Annotated in this window: 7 protein-coding genes; all 7 read right to left on the reverse strand. The window is 45.0% G+C overall.

Features of this window, described 5'->3' with window-relative positions:
- On the reverse strand, positions 1 to 4,467 hold the full coding sequence (locus tag BW716_RS17640; RefSeq protein WP_083724348.1) for a type I polyketide synthase: 4,467 nt from the start codon (positions 4,465 to 4,467) through the stop codon (positions 1 to 3).
- Positions 4,457 to 7,000, reverse strand: a complete 2,544-nt coding sequence (locus BW716_RS17645; protein ID WP_083724350.1) for an amino acid adenylation domain-containing protein — start codon at positions 6,998 to 7,000, stop codon at positions 4,457 to 4,459. Before BW716_RS17645 ends, BW716_RS17640 begins: the two co-directional genes overlap by 11 nt.
- A 12-nt stretch (positions 7,001 to 7,012) precedes the next feature.
- Positions 7,013 to 7,414, reverse strand: a complete 402-nt coding sequence (locus tag BW716_RS17650) for a RidA family protein (protein ID WP_083724352.1) — start codon at positions 7,412 to 7,414, stop codon at positions 7,013 to 7,015.
- A complete protein-coding gene (locus BW716_RS17655; protein ID WP_083724354.1) occupies positions 7,411 to 8,373 on the reverse strand; it encodes a D-isomer specific 2-hydroxyacid dehydrogenase family protein in 963 nt (320 codons plus the stop codon). The genes BW716_RS17650 and BW716_RS17655 overlap by 4 nt, the downstream gene beginning before the upstream one ends.
- A gap of 16 nt (positions 8,374 to 8,389) precedes the next feature.
- Positions 8,390 to 9,667 (reverse strand): DegT/DnrJ/EryC1/StrS family aminotransferase, encoded by a 1,278-nt coding sequence (locus tag BW716_RS17660; protein ID WP_083724355.1) that lies wholly within the window; start codon positions 9,665 to 9,667, stop codon positions 8,390 to 8,392.
- A gap of 15 nt (positions 9,668 to 9,682) precedes the next feature.
- Positions 9,683 to 10,648, reverse strand: coding sequence for a guanitoxin biosynthesis L-enduracididine beta-hydroxylase GntD (gene gntD, locus BW716_RS17665; RefSeq protein WP_083724357.1), 966 nt, complete (start codon positions 10,646 to 10,648; stop codon positions 9,683 to 9,685).
- 42 nt (positions 10,649 to 10,690) lie between these two features.
- Positions 10,691 to 16,432: non-ribosomal peptide synthetase (locus BW716_RS17670; protein WP_143708892.1), on the reverse strand; the 5,742-nt coding region annotated here is incomplete at its 5' end.

Below are 16,432 nucleotides of genomic sequence, written 5' to 3' on the forward strand. Positions count from 1 at the left end.
TTATATGATTGTTGTTGAGGTTCGCTCTTTTTTCTCAAAAAGCAGCTTATATTCATCTACCAGCTGGCCCATCTGCCTCACGGTTTGATTATCGAAGAATTGCTTCAGGGTTAACTCAACGTCCAGTTCTTTTTTAATCCGCTTGATCAGCACCAGTCCTTTCAGCGAATCGCCACCCAGTTCGAAGAACACATCATCCAGCCCTACCTTATTAAGACCTAATAAACGTTGTACTATGCCTGCCAGTGAATACTCCGTTGCGGTTTCCGGTGCCTTATAGAGCGCTGAAAGATCGGGACGTTCCCGCTCTGCATAAGTAATCTGTACCGGCGTTTCCTTTTCTTCTGCGTTTCTTGCCGCCATTTTCTGATGTGCAAATGCCGCAAAATCCGTCGTTGAAACAATTTGTACCGGTAGCTTTAACAGTAGTGCCGATTCTAATACCTGAACCGCTTCTGCAGGAGTAATACCATCTTTGAACACATGTGTTTTTTGTTCATGGTTCATGTGGGCTACTGCCTTCACTGCCATGCCCGTTTCCTTGAGGGTAGGCCATTCAATGCTAATGACCGGGTAAGATGCATTACCATATTCCGCCACTGCATCCTGGTAAATATTGGCGGCGATGTAGGCTACCTGCCCGAAGAGAGGTACAGATGCTGCATTAGAAGAGCAATGTACCATGAAGTCAAGCTCCCTGTCGCTAAATATCTCTTTCAAGACTGCCGTACCCGATACTTTAGGAGCAAAAATTGTGGCATCTTCCTGTTTTGTCCGCTTGATTATAATTCCGGCGAAATCTCCTACACCCGCTGTATGGATTACTCCCCGCACAGGCCCGGTTATTTCTTCTGCAATGTGTAACTGCTCACGCAACAATGCTTCACTGGTAACATCAGCCTGGATAAAGAACGTCTTTACACCTTCCTGCTCCAATTCACTTACGAATGCCTGATCTATTGCACTTCTGCTAACCAGGATAAGGTTAGCAGCATACTTGCGGGCCAGGTGAAGTGCAAAAGTTTTACCCATCCCTCCATTTGCACCGGTTAATAAATAAGTAGCCTTCTTCCTGAATGAGTTACCTGTTTCCGGCAATTCAAAGCTAAGTTGCTGGAAATCCTTTACATACCTGTTACGCCCCCTGATAGCTACTTCTTCGTCCCGTGTTACGTAGTGCAATTCCTCCCATAGTGATTGTATCGTTTTCGCTGTTTGTCCGACACAATCTATCGCCCGGCAGGAAATGTTGCTGAACTCCAATGGTATAGCTTTCACAGCTCCTAATGAAAGGGCACGTGCAGGTATAAGTAATTCTTCTCCTGTAATACTGTACCAGCCGGCGCCTATTACTTCCATTTGAACAGGTGCTGCAGTATATACAGCAGTAAAGCCACGTACTATATGTAACAGGCTTTCATAGCCCATCACCATCGCAGCCACCATGTCTGCAGCGGTGTGATTCCAACAATGAAATATAGCAGCCGGCGTACATCCCGCCGTATTTATTTCTTCAAACAGGCGTTCATAATCCTGTTGCCTGCCGGGGTTAATCGTATATACATTCTCTGCAACTTTTTCGTAATCAATACCAGCCGTTACAAAAATGCCATTGATCTGTTCCTTCGCTGTTAGTTCCCTCAGCTGTTCGTCCAGGCGGCCATTTCCTACGAAAACAACAACCGTTTTATTCCTGTAAGACCTGGCATTACCTGCTACCATAGGCAGCTGCTTCCACTGCGGACTGTAAAACCAATCATTCACTTTATGGGATTTCCGGCCGCCCCCCATCATATGGGTATCAGGCAATGCTTCAAAAGGATTTACATCTGTAGGATACCGGATGATCTCAAAAGCATATGTCGGCAAAGATATTCTCCTGCGTTTCTCATCACCATACCAGGATTTCCAGGAGACAGTTACGCCTTGTGCCCACAACTGCCCGAGGCGCTGAATAAAATAACGTTCATCGTTTTCCTCTTCCTTAAATGACCTGAGCAGGTTAAAACAAACCGGTTTTACTTTATCAGCAGGACGTTGCTTCAACATGCTTGTCAAAGTATGACCCGGGCCCGCCTCAACAAATACAGCATCCTTATTTAAAGCCAGCAATGCATCTACTCCGGCCGCAAACCGCACCGGCTTGCGCATATGCTGTACCCAATATTCAGCCGACGTTGCTTCTTCTGCTGTAATGAGGCGCCCGGTAAGATTCGAAATGAATGGTAGTGAGGGTTCGTTCATTGTCACTGTGCGCAGTATTTCCCTGAAATCTTCAAGCAGGGGATCCAACATAGATGAATGGAACGCACGTGATGTAAAAAGCTTTACAAAAGGCATGTTGTCTTCGTTCAGTCTATCCATCAGCATTGCTATCGCAGCCGTGTTTCCTGCTACTACCACCTGCTCTTCTCCATTAACGGCAGCCAGGGAGATATGCTCATCGAGATAGGGTTCAATTTCCTTTTCAGTAATTGGAAGACTCAACATCGCGCCTTCTTCCATACGGGCCGCCAGTGCTCCGCGTGCAGTTACCAAACGTAATGCATCTTCAAAACTGAAAACACCACTCAGACATGCTGCTACATATTCGCCCAAACTATGACCAATCATACAGGAAGGCGTTATTCCACAGAACTGTAACAAACGTGCCAGCGCATACTCCTGCAAAAATAGCAGGGGCTGTGTATAACGGGTTTCATATATTTTTTTTTCATTACCAGCAATAGGGAACAATACATCCCTCAATTCCTCACCTGTGAGCAGGCGAAGCACAGCCAATCCTTTTTCTATTTCATTCCTGAAAAACGCATTTCCTTCATACAGATCTTTGCCCATACCAGGATATTGAGATCCCTGGCCGGGAAACATGAACACCACTACCTGTTTTTCCCGGCTTCGTATTACCTGCTCTTTCAATGTACCCGTTTCCAGGGCCTGCAAAAGATTTTCTCTATCCTTATATACCACCGAGCGGCGGTATTCAAAAGCCCTGCGACCCAACTGGAATGTATAGGCCATATCAGCCATATCAACGTCAGGTTCAGCAAGTAAAAATGCTTTCAGTTTGTCAAAATACCTGGCAAGGGAATGCTCCGTTCTGGCAGACAATGTCAACAACAGAAACCCACGCCCGTGTGCATCTCCTTCTTTCACAACGGGAGCTTCCTCCAATATAATATGTGCATTGGTACCTCCTACACCAAAAGAATTCACACCTGCCCTGAGCGGCATATTATCCCGGGCTTTCCATGCCTGCAGCGTCGTATTAACATAAAAGGGTCCACCAGCAAAATCAATCTCCGGATTAGGAGTTGTATAATTGATACTCGGAGGAAGCTGCCGGTTTTTCAGACTAAGTGCTGTTTTAATTACACCTATCAGGCCGGACGCTGCATCCAGGTGCCCTATATTCGTTTTGACGGATCCAATAGGACAGCTGAAACTTTTACTCCTGTTGAAGGAAATATTCAATGATTCCACCTCAATAGGATCCCCCAACCGCGTGCCGGTACCATGCGCTTCAATATAACTGATAGAATCAGGACTCACCCGCGCAAACTGCTGAGCAGTTTTTATACAAGAGACCTGGCCATCTACGCTAGGTGCACTAAAACCAACCTTCTGGTTACCATCATTACTGATCGCACTGCCTTTGATCACTGCATAAATATGATCCCTGTCTTCCAAGGCATCCTTCAGCCGTTTTAAAACAACTACACCAGCCCCATCACCACCTACCGTACCACTGGCATCTTTATCAAAAGCCCGGCAATGCCCGTCTTTTGAAAAGACACCACCTTCTTTATACAGGTAGCCTTTAGCCTGCGTAGTAGAAAGTCTCACACCGCCCGCCAGGGCAAGCCTTGTTTCTCCCAGCAGTAAACTTCTGCTGGCAAGATGTATGGCCACGGCTGCACTGGAGCAGGATGACTGTACAGCTACCGAAGGTCCGGTCAGATTCAACTTGTATGATACCTGGTTGGTCATGGTATCCTTATTATTCAGGGAGATCAGTGTAAAATCAGGGATTACTTCGCTTCTGTTTACCAGGCTCGAATAGATCCGCCACTGAAAGTCATCGAATGCACCCGCATATAAACCAATTCCACCTTTCACGTCTTCAGGATCATAGCCCGCATCTTCGAGCGCCTCCCATGTACACTCATGCAATACCCTGTTCTGAGGGTTCATAAACCGGCCTTCATCTGGCGTATAGTCAAAGAAATTGGAATCGAATGAGTCCTTATCTTTAATATCAGAAGCATATCCTACAAAATTGGGATCGTCTATCAATGCTTCATCCACGCCTGCTGCCAGCAAATCTTCACGCGAAAAAAAACGTAAGGTTTCTTTCCCCGCCGCTATATTCTGCCAGAACTGCCGCCAGTCCGCCGCACCAGATACCCTCGAAGAAATGCCGATGATGGCAATTTCTAGTCCTGTAAATTGATTATTACTCATCATTTCCCTGTTTTAATATTCTTAATGTTTCATCCAGTACCCCAATGTTTCCGACAGGATTACTTTCCTGCAGCATTAAGTCCGTTTCATCTCCCGAAGCGATATACGCAGACAATGCTGCTATGTTAGCGAGCTTGAACGCCATCACTACAGGCAATTTTTTACCAAACGACTTATTCACCAGCCCGATCATTTTTACTATTTTCAGAGAGTTACCTCCCAGGTCAAAAAAATTATCCTTCACCCCTATTTTCGATATTCCCAGCACCTCCTGCCATATCTCTACCAGCCTCGCCTCTGTTTCGTTGCCAGGCGCCTCATATTCCACCCCGCTTTCCAATGCTCTTCCTATAGAAAGAGATAATGCTTTACTGTCTATTTTTCCTCCCTGTGTAATAGGCAGCTGCTCTACCTGGATAAACTGGTCGGGTAACATATACACTGGTAATAATTGCCCGAGAAAATTCCTTAGTGCTCCTACCTGTAAGTTTTCTTCACCTGAAATAAATGCAATCAGTCTTTTCTCTGCTCTTTCTGAATAAAGCAACACTTTGGCCGCATTTATACCGGTATGCGTCTGTAGCACCTGTTCTATTTCTCCCAGCTGTATCCGGTATCCCCTGATCTTGACCTGGTCATCTTTCCGTCCTACAAACTGAATACTCCCATCCGGCAATCTTCTCCCCATGTCGCCAGTACGGTAAAGGCGGGCATTCTCCTTAAAAGGATGAGCAATAAATTTCTCTGCCGTAAGCATGGGCTGGTTCACATAGCCTGCAGATAAACCGGCTCCGCCCGTGCATATCTCTCCAACTACATATTCGGGGCACAACTGCTGCTGCTGGTCCAGTATCCATACATCGTAATTGGGTACGTAATCATTGAAACGCATGGGCTCATGCAGCGTACATATACTCCCGACTGTATCAATAGCCGTCTCTGTCTGACCATAGATATTGTACAGTTGATATCCCCTGGCAACAATGGCATCCTTCAGGTTTTCACCCAGTATGTCTCCACCACAAAGTATGTGAGTAAGGAAAGGTAACCGGGGGACATCCAGGAAATATTCAGCAAGCATATCAGGTATCAGCTGTATAAAACTGATACGATGTTTTTGCAGGAAGTCTATAAACTGTTGTTTTTCTCTTCTTTCTTCTTCCTGTGGTATATAAAGTGTTAACCCATTGATGAGTACAGAAAAAATTTCCTGGAAAGCAATATCTATTACGATATTGGTCAGCTGTATTATACGGGTATCAGCATTTATATCATAACGCTCATTATACCAGTAAAGGAGGTTCGTAACAGCCGCATGCTGAACAACGATTCCCTTAGGACGCCCGGTAGTACCTGAAGAATAGAGAATATATACCGGCGAGTTAGGTAAAGGAGCTTTCAATATCACTTCATGGGTACTTTCTTTGATGGTATAAGCATTGATCCATTCACAGACCGAATGAATAGGTGGTAATGCACTCACAGCTGTCAGCACCACACTGCAGCCGGTATCTTCCAGTATATTTTCAATACGTTCTGCCGGGTATTCCTTATCTAATGGAACATAAGCGAATCCTGCCCGGAGCACTCCCAGTACAACGGCTACCAGTAAGGGCGAACGTTCTATCATGATCCCTATCGTACCGGTGGTATTTTCCCGGGTCGCGAGATAAGCAGCAATATTGCGCGACCACATGTCCAGATCAGCATAACTGATGCGCTCTTCACCATACACCAATGCAGTAGTTTGCGGTCTTTCTTTTACCTGCTGCAGGAACAGGTCTGTTACAGTAAGATGAACCGGGTATGCGCGGAGTTTTAATTCAAACTGTTTTTGCCAATGCTGTACATGGTCATCTGTCTGCAAACGACAGGCAGCAATCGGCATATTTTTATTCAACTGCAGCTCCTGCATTAACAGTAGCAAACTTTCCCCCATATTGCGCAGCATAGATACTGCATAAAAAGGCTGCCGGGAGGTGATGCTGATAAAAGAGGGATTATATTCAAACAGCACCTGCTGATCATCCAGCCAGTTACCAGCTGCATTGATCTTTCCATAACAGCCGCCAACACTCTTCAAAGGTGCGGGATCTGCAGCGTAAAGTTCTTTGAACAGTGCCGAATCATAATCCCCATGTATATAAGCCTGGCTAAGTGATTCATGGACATGAAGTAACAGATCACGTACTATCATATCTTCACTTAGCTGAAGGCGGCAATATAAAATGCCCGTTGCTGTATGCTCCTTACCAGGCACCAGGATAGGAGGAACAGCAATCAGGAACTCTTCCTGCCCTGCATATTTCCATAGCAGGATACTTAACCCGGCAAGAAATATTTTCAATATATTCAGGTCGCTATTGCCTCCAACAGCGCTGATCCTCTCAGCAACTGCCTGCGGAACCGGTACAGTAATCACTACAGGAAGTGAATTGCCCTCCTGCGAGGAAAGGGGCAACATCAGTGCATCCACCCCGGCAGTTTGACTTAGCCAGAATTTCTCAGACGGGCCGGTTGTATAATTCATTTGCATTTTTTCAGTCAGTTAACAATTTGTTTGATCATTTCCTATAAACATGATCGCGTCTATTTCAATTTTTGCACCTTTCGAAATTTCCTTTACAGCCAGTCTTATCCTTGCGGGATAAGGGATAGTAAAGAACTCAGGCAACACCTCGTCGAGGTACGGTGAATAAGAGATATCGGTATAATAAACGTTCAGCTTAACGATATGGTCCAAGGTACCGCCTGCGGCCTTACAAACAGCTTCCAGGTTGCGGAAACATTTGCGGTACATATTATGCGGACACTCCGTCTCTATTGTCATATCTTCCACGTTAAAAGGCAACTGTCCACTCAGGAAAACCCAGTTATCCACTTTGATAGCTTGTGAATATTTACCACCAGGCAGTGGTGCGTCCAGCGTTGTAATGGCTAATTTACTCATACAGTTTCTACTTTATTGATAAGCACTTCCTTCATTTTATTTACCATATTGCAGGCAACATCTCTCAATGCATCCCGGCTGCCAGCTGCAATATGCGGGGTGTAATATACCTTGGGATGATGTACCAGGAAATGGCTATAAGTGGTATCTTCCGGCAATCTGTTATACTCCGGGTCAGGATACAGGCTATCAAGTGCAGCAAATGAAACTCTGCCGTCACTAAAAGCTTCGAGCAATGCCTCATCATCTATCAACAGGCCTCTCGATGAATTGATCAGTATACATCCTTTCTTCACCTGGGCAAATAATTGCCTGTTAAACATTTTGCGTGTTTCAGGCGTGAGTGGCATATGCAGTGTAAGCACATCTGCATGCTGTAAAAGAGTTGTCAGATGATTAGTGCGGGAGAAATTTTCAGGTGTGGCAATCTTTAGCGCGTCTACATAAGGATCATAACCAATAATATTTTTACATAATGGCGCTGCTTTTTCTACTACGCCCTGCCCTATGTTACCTAATCCAATCACACCCAGCGTAAGTTCCTTAATGTTACGTCCCTGCCATATCTGCCTGCGGAAATCATTTCTACGTGAGCCCAGATGAGCTTCATGCAGCTGATGACTCAGCAAAATCATCATACATAGAACATACTCAGCCGCACTGCATACATTGCCCTCCGGAGAAGTAATTACCTGTATATTCTTTGCTGCTGCAGCTTCCAGGTCGATATTTTCACTACCGGAACCGGCCCGGCCAATGACTCTCAACCGGCTTGCCTTTTCAATAATATCCGCCGTGATCCAGTTATTGCTTTTAATAACAACCCCGTCAAACTGTGCGATTTCCTCCAGAATACGTTTTTTATCATAGGTACGGCCATCGGTGATGGCGGCAAACTCGCCGATAGCGGCCACACCTTCATCAGCAATAGTGTCCAGCAAAAGAATCTTGGGTTTCATACATTATTTCATTTTTTTATAACATGGAAGCATTGTCAAAAGAGTAATGGACATCCTGAAAAGCGTTATTTAACTCATTCACCATACCAACTGCAATCTCTTTTTTGTCGTCAAGTACGGCCAGTTTTATTATACCTGCTATCTCTTCCATCTCAGTGCCTCTCATTCCCAGGCGGGTCAGTTCCTGTACACCTATACGGACCACATCCCGCTCATATACATGTTTTGCATTCGTACTGATATGGCATTCCAAAAGCTTCCTGCTGATTTCATAATGCGACAGATGGCCCGGCAGATTAAAAAGGATCTGGTGCGTATCTGTAAAAGACTTGCCGTTAGTTAATACCTGGAACCCGTTTTTTTCCAACGCCCCGGACAGCAACTTTGCATTCGCTACAATCATGTCTGCATAATTCTTTGCATGCAGGTCCATTTCCAATGCAGTAATGTAGAATGCCAGGGAATGATGCGTATGCTGGCTGGATACAAGGCAGCTGCCAATAGTCTGCATGGCCTTTCCTGCAATTGTGTTGTCGGCAAAATGTAATAGTCCCTTTTGTGGTCCCGGGAAAGTTTTGTGCGTATTAGCCTGTATCACATCGCAACCATCCTGTAAAGGATGCAAAAATTGCTGCCCATAAATCAGTCCCAACGTATGTGACGCATCATAAATGACAATCACATCAGGACCCAGTATATCGCGGATCTCTTTCAGCGGCATGGCGTATAATGGGGCACTATCATCCAGGAATACAGCCTTGACATTATATTCCTTACTTAACTGGTGAAGATGAGAAAGCGATAAAGCCAGTGTTTTACGGTCGTAATCTATCAGCACACTTTTACGTCCCAACTGATTAATCAACGTCGCAGTTGCAAAATGGCCTCCTCCCTCCGGGCATATAGACAGCACTATATCTCCCGGAGAAGTCAGGCTCGAAATGGAACAAATCATAGCATGTAGTCCTGATAAGGGCCTTGAATCCGAAACAACACCTCCCAAGTGCTTATTCAAACAACGGTGCGCCATATCTTCCAGGCGATACAGGTTGGGAAGTCCCCTGAACAGCAGGTTGGGCTTAGCTACAATATCATCAAAATTATAATCGGCAGGTATACCAAGATGATACCGGAAAGACAACGCGCTGGACAAAACCTCCCGGGCTGTTTTTGATAACCGGTTTTCATTAGCTGTCAGGTGTAGCACATGGGTGTTAAGCAATTCCTCCTTTTCCACAAGCTGGGTTACGAGCCGGCCTATCTCCTTGTCAGTTTCAATATATTGTTCTATCATAATTCGCTTTTTTGACTAATGGGTGGTAATAACATGCGATTGTCCGGAAGCCCTTACTGCGCGGGATTTGCGTAAGTCCAGTGTAATGTTGACTCTTTTCAGCCAACGATCCGTACCATCAAAACGTGGCAGAAACCCTTTACGGCCGTGTACCACTCGATAGTTATCGATAAATATTACATCTCCCTGCTCCAGTACCACTTCTTTCAGCGAGCGCTGGAATTCTTTTATAATACAGGACAAAGCAGCAGCAGCCACCACATCACCCTCTATCGTCTGCATAAAAGAAGGATCAATTCTGACATAAGGAGCTGAAAAATCTCCAAACAATACAGGTTCGGCAATGTCGTTCATAGAGGCATCATTGTTGAAATTCTTGTCAGTAAGAAATTTAAAGCGCGGTTCGAACAAAACCTTCCTGGTAGATTCATCCAATTGAAGGTCTTTAATAGAGCCTATGACAGTAGGCACGCCGTCTGGATTACGCAGGCACATCAGTTGAAGATAATCTGCCCTGAAAGGATGAAAAGCCTCTTCTACATGCCAGTCAAGATCAGCCACACTTCCAGTACTGAGTTGTTCTGCTTCATGATCTTTTACTGGCAGGATATTATTAATCAGGGCTCCTTCCCGTTGGCTACTCCAGCCCATTTGATCACCCAGGAAGGACGAGAGCAGAATTGACATATAGCCTTCCCGGCCAGCAGATAGTTCATCAATCTCCTTACCTACCTGCGCTGGCGTAGGGCCTATCTGATCATCGTCTATCCGAAACCCTTTTAACAGAAAGAGGCCATCTCCCTCTTCCAGGCATCTGAACTCGTTCAGTTTTCTCAGTAAACGCTCGGGCAGGCGGTGTGCATACACCCTGGCTTCAGCCAGGAAAGTGCTATCACAGGGAGACGAAAAACAAGCCTCCAGTGAAGAAAGCAGATCGTCAATCTGCATGTTTTCCTGCAGATTTAATTGCAAAATGTTCATAAATAATGTGTGGGTTAAAACAGGTATCACAACAAGGCCATCTTAAAGCTCCAGGTCGTTGATTAATGCATTCTTTTTTGGGGGATAACCGTATAACAACTGGCTAAGCGGTTGATCAGGGTTATTTAATAAAGCTTTCAGTAATAGTTCAAGATCATCAATCATCCGTTTTATAGTATCACTGTAAAAAATATCACTATTATATTCGATGATTACCTGCAATCCCGCACTGGTATCAAGGAAATCAAATGCCAGGTCAAACTGGCTGTTAAGATGTACCTTTCCTTCATAAGGGGTAACAGACAAACCTTCAGCACCCGTTAAAGTTCCTGTGTTACCGATCCGGGTATTCTGCAACACTACCATCACGTCGAATAACAGGTTGCGGCTCAGATCTCTTTTAATCGACAGATCATCAGCCAGGGTATCAAATGGATATACCTGGTGTTCGTATGCGGCCAGGGTAACTCCCTTTACCCGGTGTAACAAATCCCGGAAACTCCCGCTGTGCTTAAAACGGGTTCTTAATGCCAGGGTATTTACATAGAAACCAATCTGGTTCTCCAAATCCACGTGGTCTCTGCCGGCAACAGCGGTTCCTAAAATGATATCCTCCTGTCCCGTATAGTTATACAATAACGCATTCACCAAGCCAAGCAATGACATAAATAACGTAGCTTCCTGTTCCCTCGCCAGTGCCTTCAATCCATTTGCCAGCTCCCTGTTTATGAACGCCTTTATCTGACCACCGTTGTAAGTCTTAATAGCAGGACGGATCATATCTACCGGCAACTCCAATACTGGTAGCCTACCTTCAAATTGCTTGAGCCAAAAGTTTTTATGCTGTTCTGAGAAAACGCCAGATAGCTGTTTCTGCTGCCATGCCGCATAATCTTTGTATTGTATTCTCAGTGGCTTCAATACAGGCACTTCTCCTTTTACGCCGGCATTATACAAATACAAAAGCTCATTAATAAGAATTCCCATTGACCAGCCATCACTAATAATATGATGCATAACATAAGTAAACACCCATTTGCTATCCGATATTTTATACAACTTTACTCTTAACAATGGGCCGGCAGCGAGATCAAAGGAAGCTGCCATATCTTTATTGATCAGGCTTCTCAGCACATTTTCGGTCCCGGTCATCTGACATAGGTCTTCATAACTAAAGGCACTTGGTAATATCGGTAAAATGTATTGCTTCAACTCACCGTTTTTATCTTCCCTGAAAACGGTTCTCAGGCTTTCATGACGCGCCACCAATTGTTCAAAAGCAGTGGTCATAACCACCTTATCTAACGTACCTTCCAGTACATAGGCGCCAGGAATATGATAAGCAGCATTGCCATCTCCTAATTGCGCTAATAACCACATACGCCATTGTGCCGCAGACAATTGATAACCTTCTTGCTCATTCAATACTTCAATTTGCTCAAAGCGGCCTGCATCCCTGCTCTCCAGCACATCCGCCAGCCTGCGGATATTAGCATGTGCAAATACCTCGCGAATGCTAACTTTCAACTCCGTTTCCCTTGAAAGTCGGCTTACAAATGCCCCTACGGATAAAGAGTTAGCCCCCAGCTCAAAGAAATCATCATCTACCCCTATCTTCTCAATCATAAGCAATGACTGCCAGATAGCAGCCAGCTTTTTCTCCAATATAGTCACCGGAGGATGATAGCCCGTTTCCCGGGTATCTTCTTCCTGTAAAGGCGCAGGCAATGCCTTCCGATCTATTTTACCATTGCTGTTCAATGGTAAGGCAGACAGAAATACATAGTAGTCCGGAATCATGTAATCAGGAAAAATCTGCTTCAGGTATTCCCGGATCTCTTTTTTCCCCGTTTGGGATTTAACTACCAGATAAGCACACAGCTGGTTATTCCCTTTATTCCTGATCACATCGACAATAGCCTCTGTAACACTGCTGTGCTTTTGTAACATACTTTCTATTTCTCCCAGCTCTACCCGGAATCCCCTGATCTTGACCTGGTTATCCTTACGGCCAATAAATTCCATATTTCCGTCAGGCAGCAGCCTACCCAGGTCGCCGGTTTTGTACATTCTGCCTCCCAACTCGCTGTTAAAAGGATCTCTCTTAAAAGCGGCAGCTGTTTTCTCTGCATCATTCGCATAGCCTTCCGCTACACCTACTCCACCAATATACAGTTCGCCTACCACGCCTTTTGGCACAGGCTGCAGCTGCTCATCCAGTATATAGAAGAAATTGTTGCTGATAGGTACGCCATATGGAATACTGCTCCATAAGGAACCAACTGTTTGAACAGGATAATAATTTGACCATACTGTACCTTCTGTAGCGCCACCAAGACTAATAACAGATGCCTGGGGGAAATAAGTATTGATACGCCCCGGTAACTGTACAGGAATCCAGTCTCCGCTCAAAAAAACCAACCTCAGGTCATGCTGCAAATAGGGGTTACCTGCCGCATCCAGTTCACTCACCAGGTAATTCATCGTCGTAGGTACAGAATCCCAGAAAGTAATCCGTTCTGCCTGCAGCAATTGGCTTAACGTCCTTACATCCTGTACTTCTTCCTGTTGCGCTATTACCAGCGCACCACCCGTAGACAGCATGCCGAAAATATCGTAAACCGAAAGATCAAAACACATAGAAGTAATAAAAAGCAAACGATCGGTCTCCCCAACCTGGAATGTATCATTTACCCAGGTAGTGAGATTAACAGCTGCATGATGTGCTATCATTACTCCCTTTGGACGCCCGGTAGAACCGGATGTATAGATAGTATAGGCCAGCTGCCGGCTGTTGATCGCCAATCCCGGATTGGTGACAGGCTGCCTGTCTATTACCTCGCCCTGCAAAACTACAAAGCCCATATCGGACAAGATTTGCTGCAATGGACTATCCTCATCTGTAACGATATATTTAAGTCCCGAATTACGGGCAATATATTCCTGCCTGTCTGCCGGGTAATGGGGGTCTATAGGAACATAAGCACCTCCGGCTTTCAGAATACCGTACATACCTATCATCATATTGAAACTACGGTTTACCAGCAGCCCTATATTGTCCCCGGGCTTCACCCCCTTGCCAATCAGAAACCAGGAAAGCTGGTTTGCCCTCTCATTCAGTGAGCTATAGGTCATGTGATGAGCATGTTGCACCAGGGCGATATTTGATGGTGTTTTTATAACCTGTGCTTCAAAAATGCCATGTAAGGTGGCCTTTTCAGGGTAAGGAACAATAGTATCATTAAAGTCTGTAACCACTTCCTTCAGCTCGACTGCCGTTAATAGCTTTGCTGATGATAACGGAACCGTTACATCTTTTGCAAACAGGGAAAGTATCCTTACGTAAAGGTTCAGTGCATACTGCGCTTCCGAATCACTCAAATAAGCCGGTGCATATTTAATTTTTATGAGGAAACGATCTAATGTTTTATCCACTTCCACATCCATGAGCGTATTCGTCATTTCATTGGCATCTTTCAGCATGGATACCTGCAGGGTGGAGGTCATCCTTTTTATCGACGAGCTTTTATCCAGCTTCTCATAAGCGTGAAAGTCGGTATAGTTAAACAATGTATCAAAAATAGGGTTACCTATCGATGCCTTGCCATCAGCTATCCGCGCAATTTCGCTTAGATGCAGCTCATGCGCCTTCGAGGTAATAGTATATTGCTGCACGTGCCTTAACAGGGAGAGAATATCCTTCATCTTGCTCATATCTACCCTTACAGGTAAAGTATTGAGAAAACATCCCAGTATATATTCACTATCCTCGATTTCAGGCCGGTCATGTGTAACCATACCTGTTACTACATCAGCCTCTGTGCTTAATATATGTAACATGCAAACATGCGCAGCCAGGCACACTGATTTGAAAGACAACTGGTGTCCACTTACCAGGCGATTGATATCTGCCAGCACGTCTTTATCAATCTGCCGGTACACTTTCTTCATTCCTTTTTCCTGGCTCACTTTTACTCCTTTATAATTAAAAGGCAGCTTATTGCGGGAATAACCATCCAGCAGATTCTTCCAGTAAAGTTCAGTAGCAGGTTGTTCCCTACGGCCTAATAAAAGCGCACAATAGTCTTTATAGCTATATTTTAATGGCACCAATTGCACCGACTTATCAGTCGACAACAATTGAGATAACTCCGTTGCAAAAACAGATACACTCCAGCCGTCCAATGCTGCATGATGCACACTCAACACGACAAAATAATTGTCTTCACTGAGATGGAATACGCGGAACTTCCACAACAGATCGTCATCAAATTCCAGTCTTTCAGAAGCGTCATTTTGCAGAAATGCATTTAACTGCCTGTTTTTATCCTCATCACTCAATCCTGCCAGATCCTGGCATACTAACGGGACATCAATACCCTGCAATACTACTTTTACCGGCCGGCTAAACCGCTTCATATAATACTTAGTTCTCAGGATAGGATGCCTGTTCACCAGTTGCGCCAGGGCAGCGTGAAAAACCACCTGATCAGCGATCTGTATGTAAAAGGTAAACTGATCGTAGTAAACCGGTTCTTCAGGTCTTAAAAGGGAAGAATAGATCATACCCTGTTCTATCGGCGCAATTGGGTAAATATCTCCATAGTTCTCTGGCAGTGCCGCATGCCCTTTACTCTCAGCTATTATCATATCTCTGAACACAGCGATCTGCTTTTCCCCCTCAGCCAGCTCGTGATAAATTGTATCCGCTAACAGGTTTCCGGTAATTCGTTCAGACAGTTGTGCAATACTTTGATGCATATACAAATCAGCTGTCGTTATATTCGCTGCAAGTTGCTGGCGGATCTTTACCACCATTCTTACGCCTTTAATAGAATCCCCACCCAGTGAGAAGAAACTGTCATAAATACCTATATGTGCATGCTGCTTTCCAAGTATTTCCTGCCAGATCAATACCAGTTTTTCTTCAAGTTCATTACGGGGTGCTACATAATAGTCAGAGGAACCAGTACCAGCAATATCCAGCTCCAGCAATTCTTTCCGGTTCACCTTCCCGTTGGCCGTCAATGGCAGTTCATCCAGCAGTATCAAATGTGCGGGTACCATATAAGCAGACAAATAGCGACTCAGATGTAAACGTATCTGCTGTATATTCAGCACGGATTTTCCCCCGGCAATGAATGCAATTAGTTCACTGTCTCCGTCATTACTTTTTCTCACCATTACCACTGCTGCATCTACGCCCTCATAATGTTGTATCGTATTTTCAATTTCTCCCAGTTCTATACGGTAACCTCTGATTTTTACCTGGTCATCGGCTCTTCCCAGGTACTCTATATTCCCGTCTGGTAACCAGCGACCAATATCTCCCGTACGATACATCCGCACTCCGTTCAAATAGGGATGACTGATAAAACGGCTGGCTGTCAGCTCCGGACGATTCAGATAACCACGCGCCAGACCAGCGCCTGCTATATACAGCTCGCCTGCAATACCCTCCGGCACAAGGCATAAATGATTGTCCAAAACGTACATCGAGGTATTCCAGATCGGTCGTCCTATCGGTATACGATCATCTCCTGCATGAGTGCTGTACGCCGTAACATCTATCGATGCCTCCGTAGGACCATACAGATTATATAACGGTACCTCCGGAAGTAAAGAATACCAGTGAGAAACGGTCTCCGCTGATAAGGCCTCGCCACTTGTTATCACTTTACGTAAACTACCCAAACGACACAACTGCTCTACATCACTCCCCACAGAGGCTATAAACGCATTCAGCATACTCGGCACAAAATGCAAATTACTAACCTGCTCTGC

The organism is [Flexibacter] sp. ATCC 35208 (genome assembly GCF_001975825.1).
Lineage (GTDB): Bacteria > Bacteroidota > Bacteroidia > Chitinophagales > Chitinophagaceae > Chitinophaga.

Bases quoted from the DNA above. Each gene is read 5' to 3' on its own strand.
- BW716_RS17650 (WP_083724352.1), bottom strand. From the start codon at position 7,414: ATGAGTAAATTAGCCATTACAACGCTGGACGCACCACTGCCTGGTGGT.
- BW716_RS17640 (WP_083724348.1), bottom strand. From the start codon at position 4,467: ATGATGAGTAATAATCAATTTACAGGACTAGAAATTGCCATCATCGGC.
- BW716_RS17660 (WP_083724355.1), bottom strand. From the start codon at position 9,667: ATGATAGAACAATATATTGAAACTGACAAGGAGATAGGCCGGCTCGTA.
- BW716_RS17645 (WP_083724350.1), bottom strand. From the start codon at position 7,000: ATGCAAATGAATTATACAACCGGCCCGTCTGAGAAATTCTGGCTAAGT.
- BW716_RS17655 (WP_083724354.1), bottom strand. From the start codon at position 8,373: ATGAAACCCAAGATTCTTTTGCTGGACACTATTGCTGATGAAGGTGTG.
- gntD (WP_083724357.1), bottom strand. From the start codon at position 10,648: ATGAACATTTTGCAATTAAATCTGCAGGAAAACATGCAGATTGACGAT.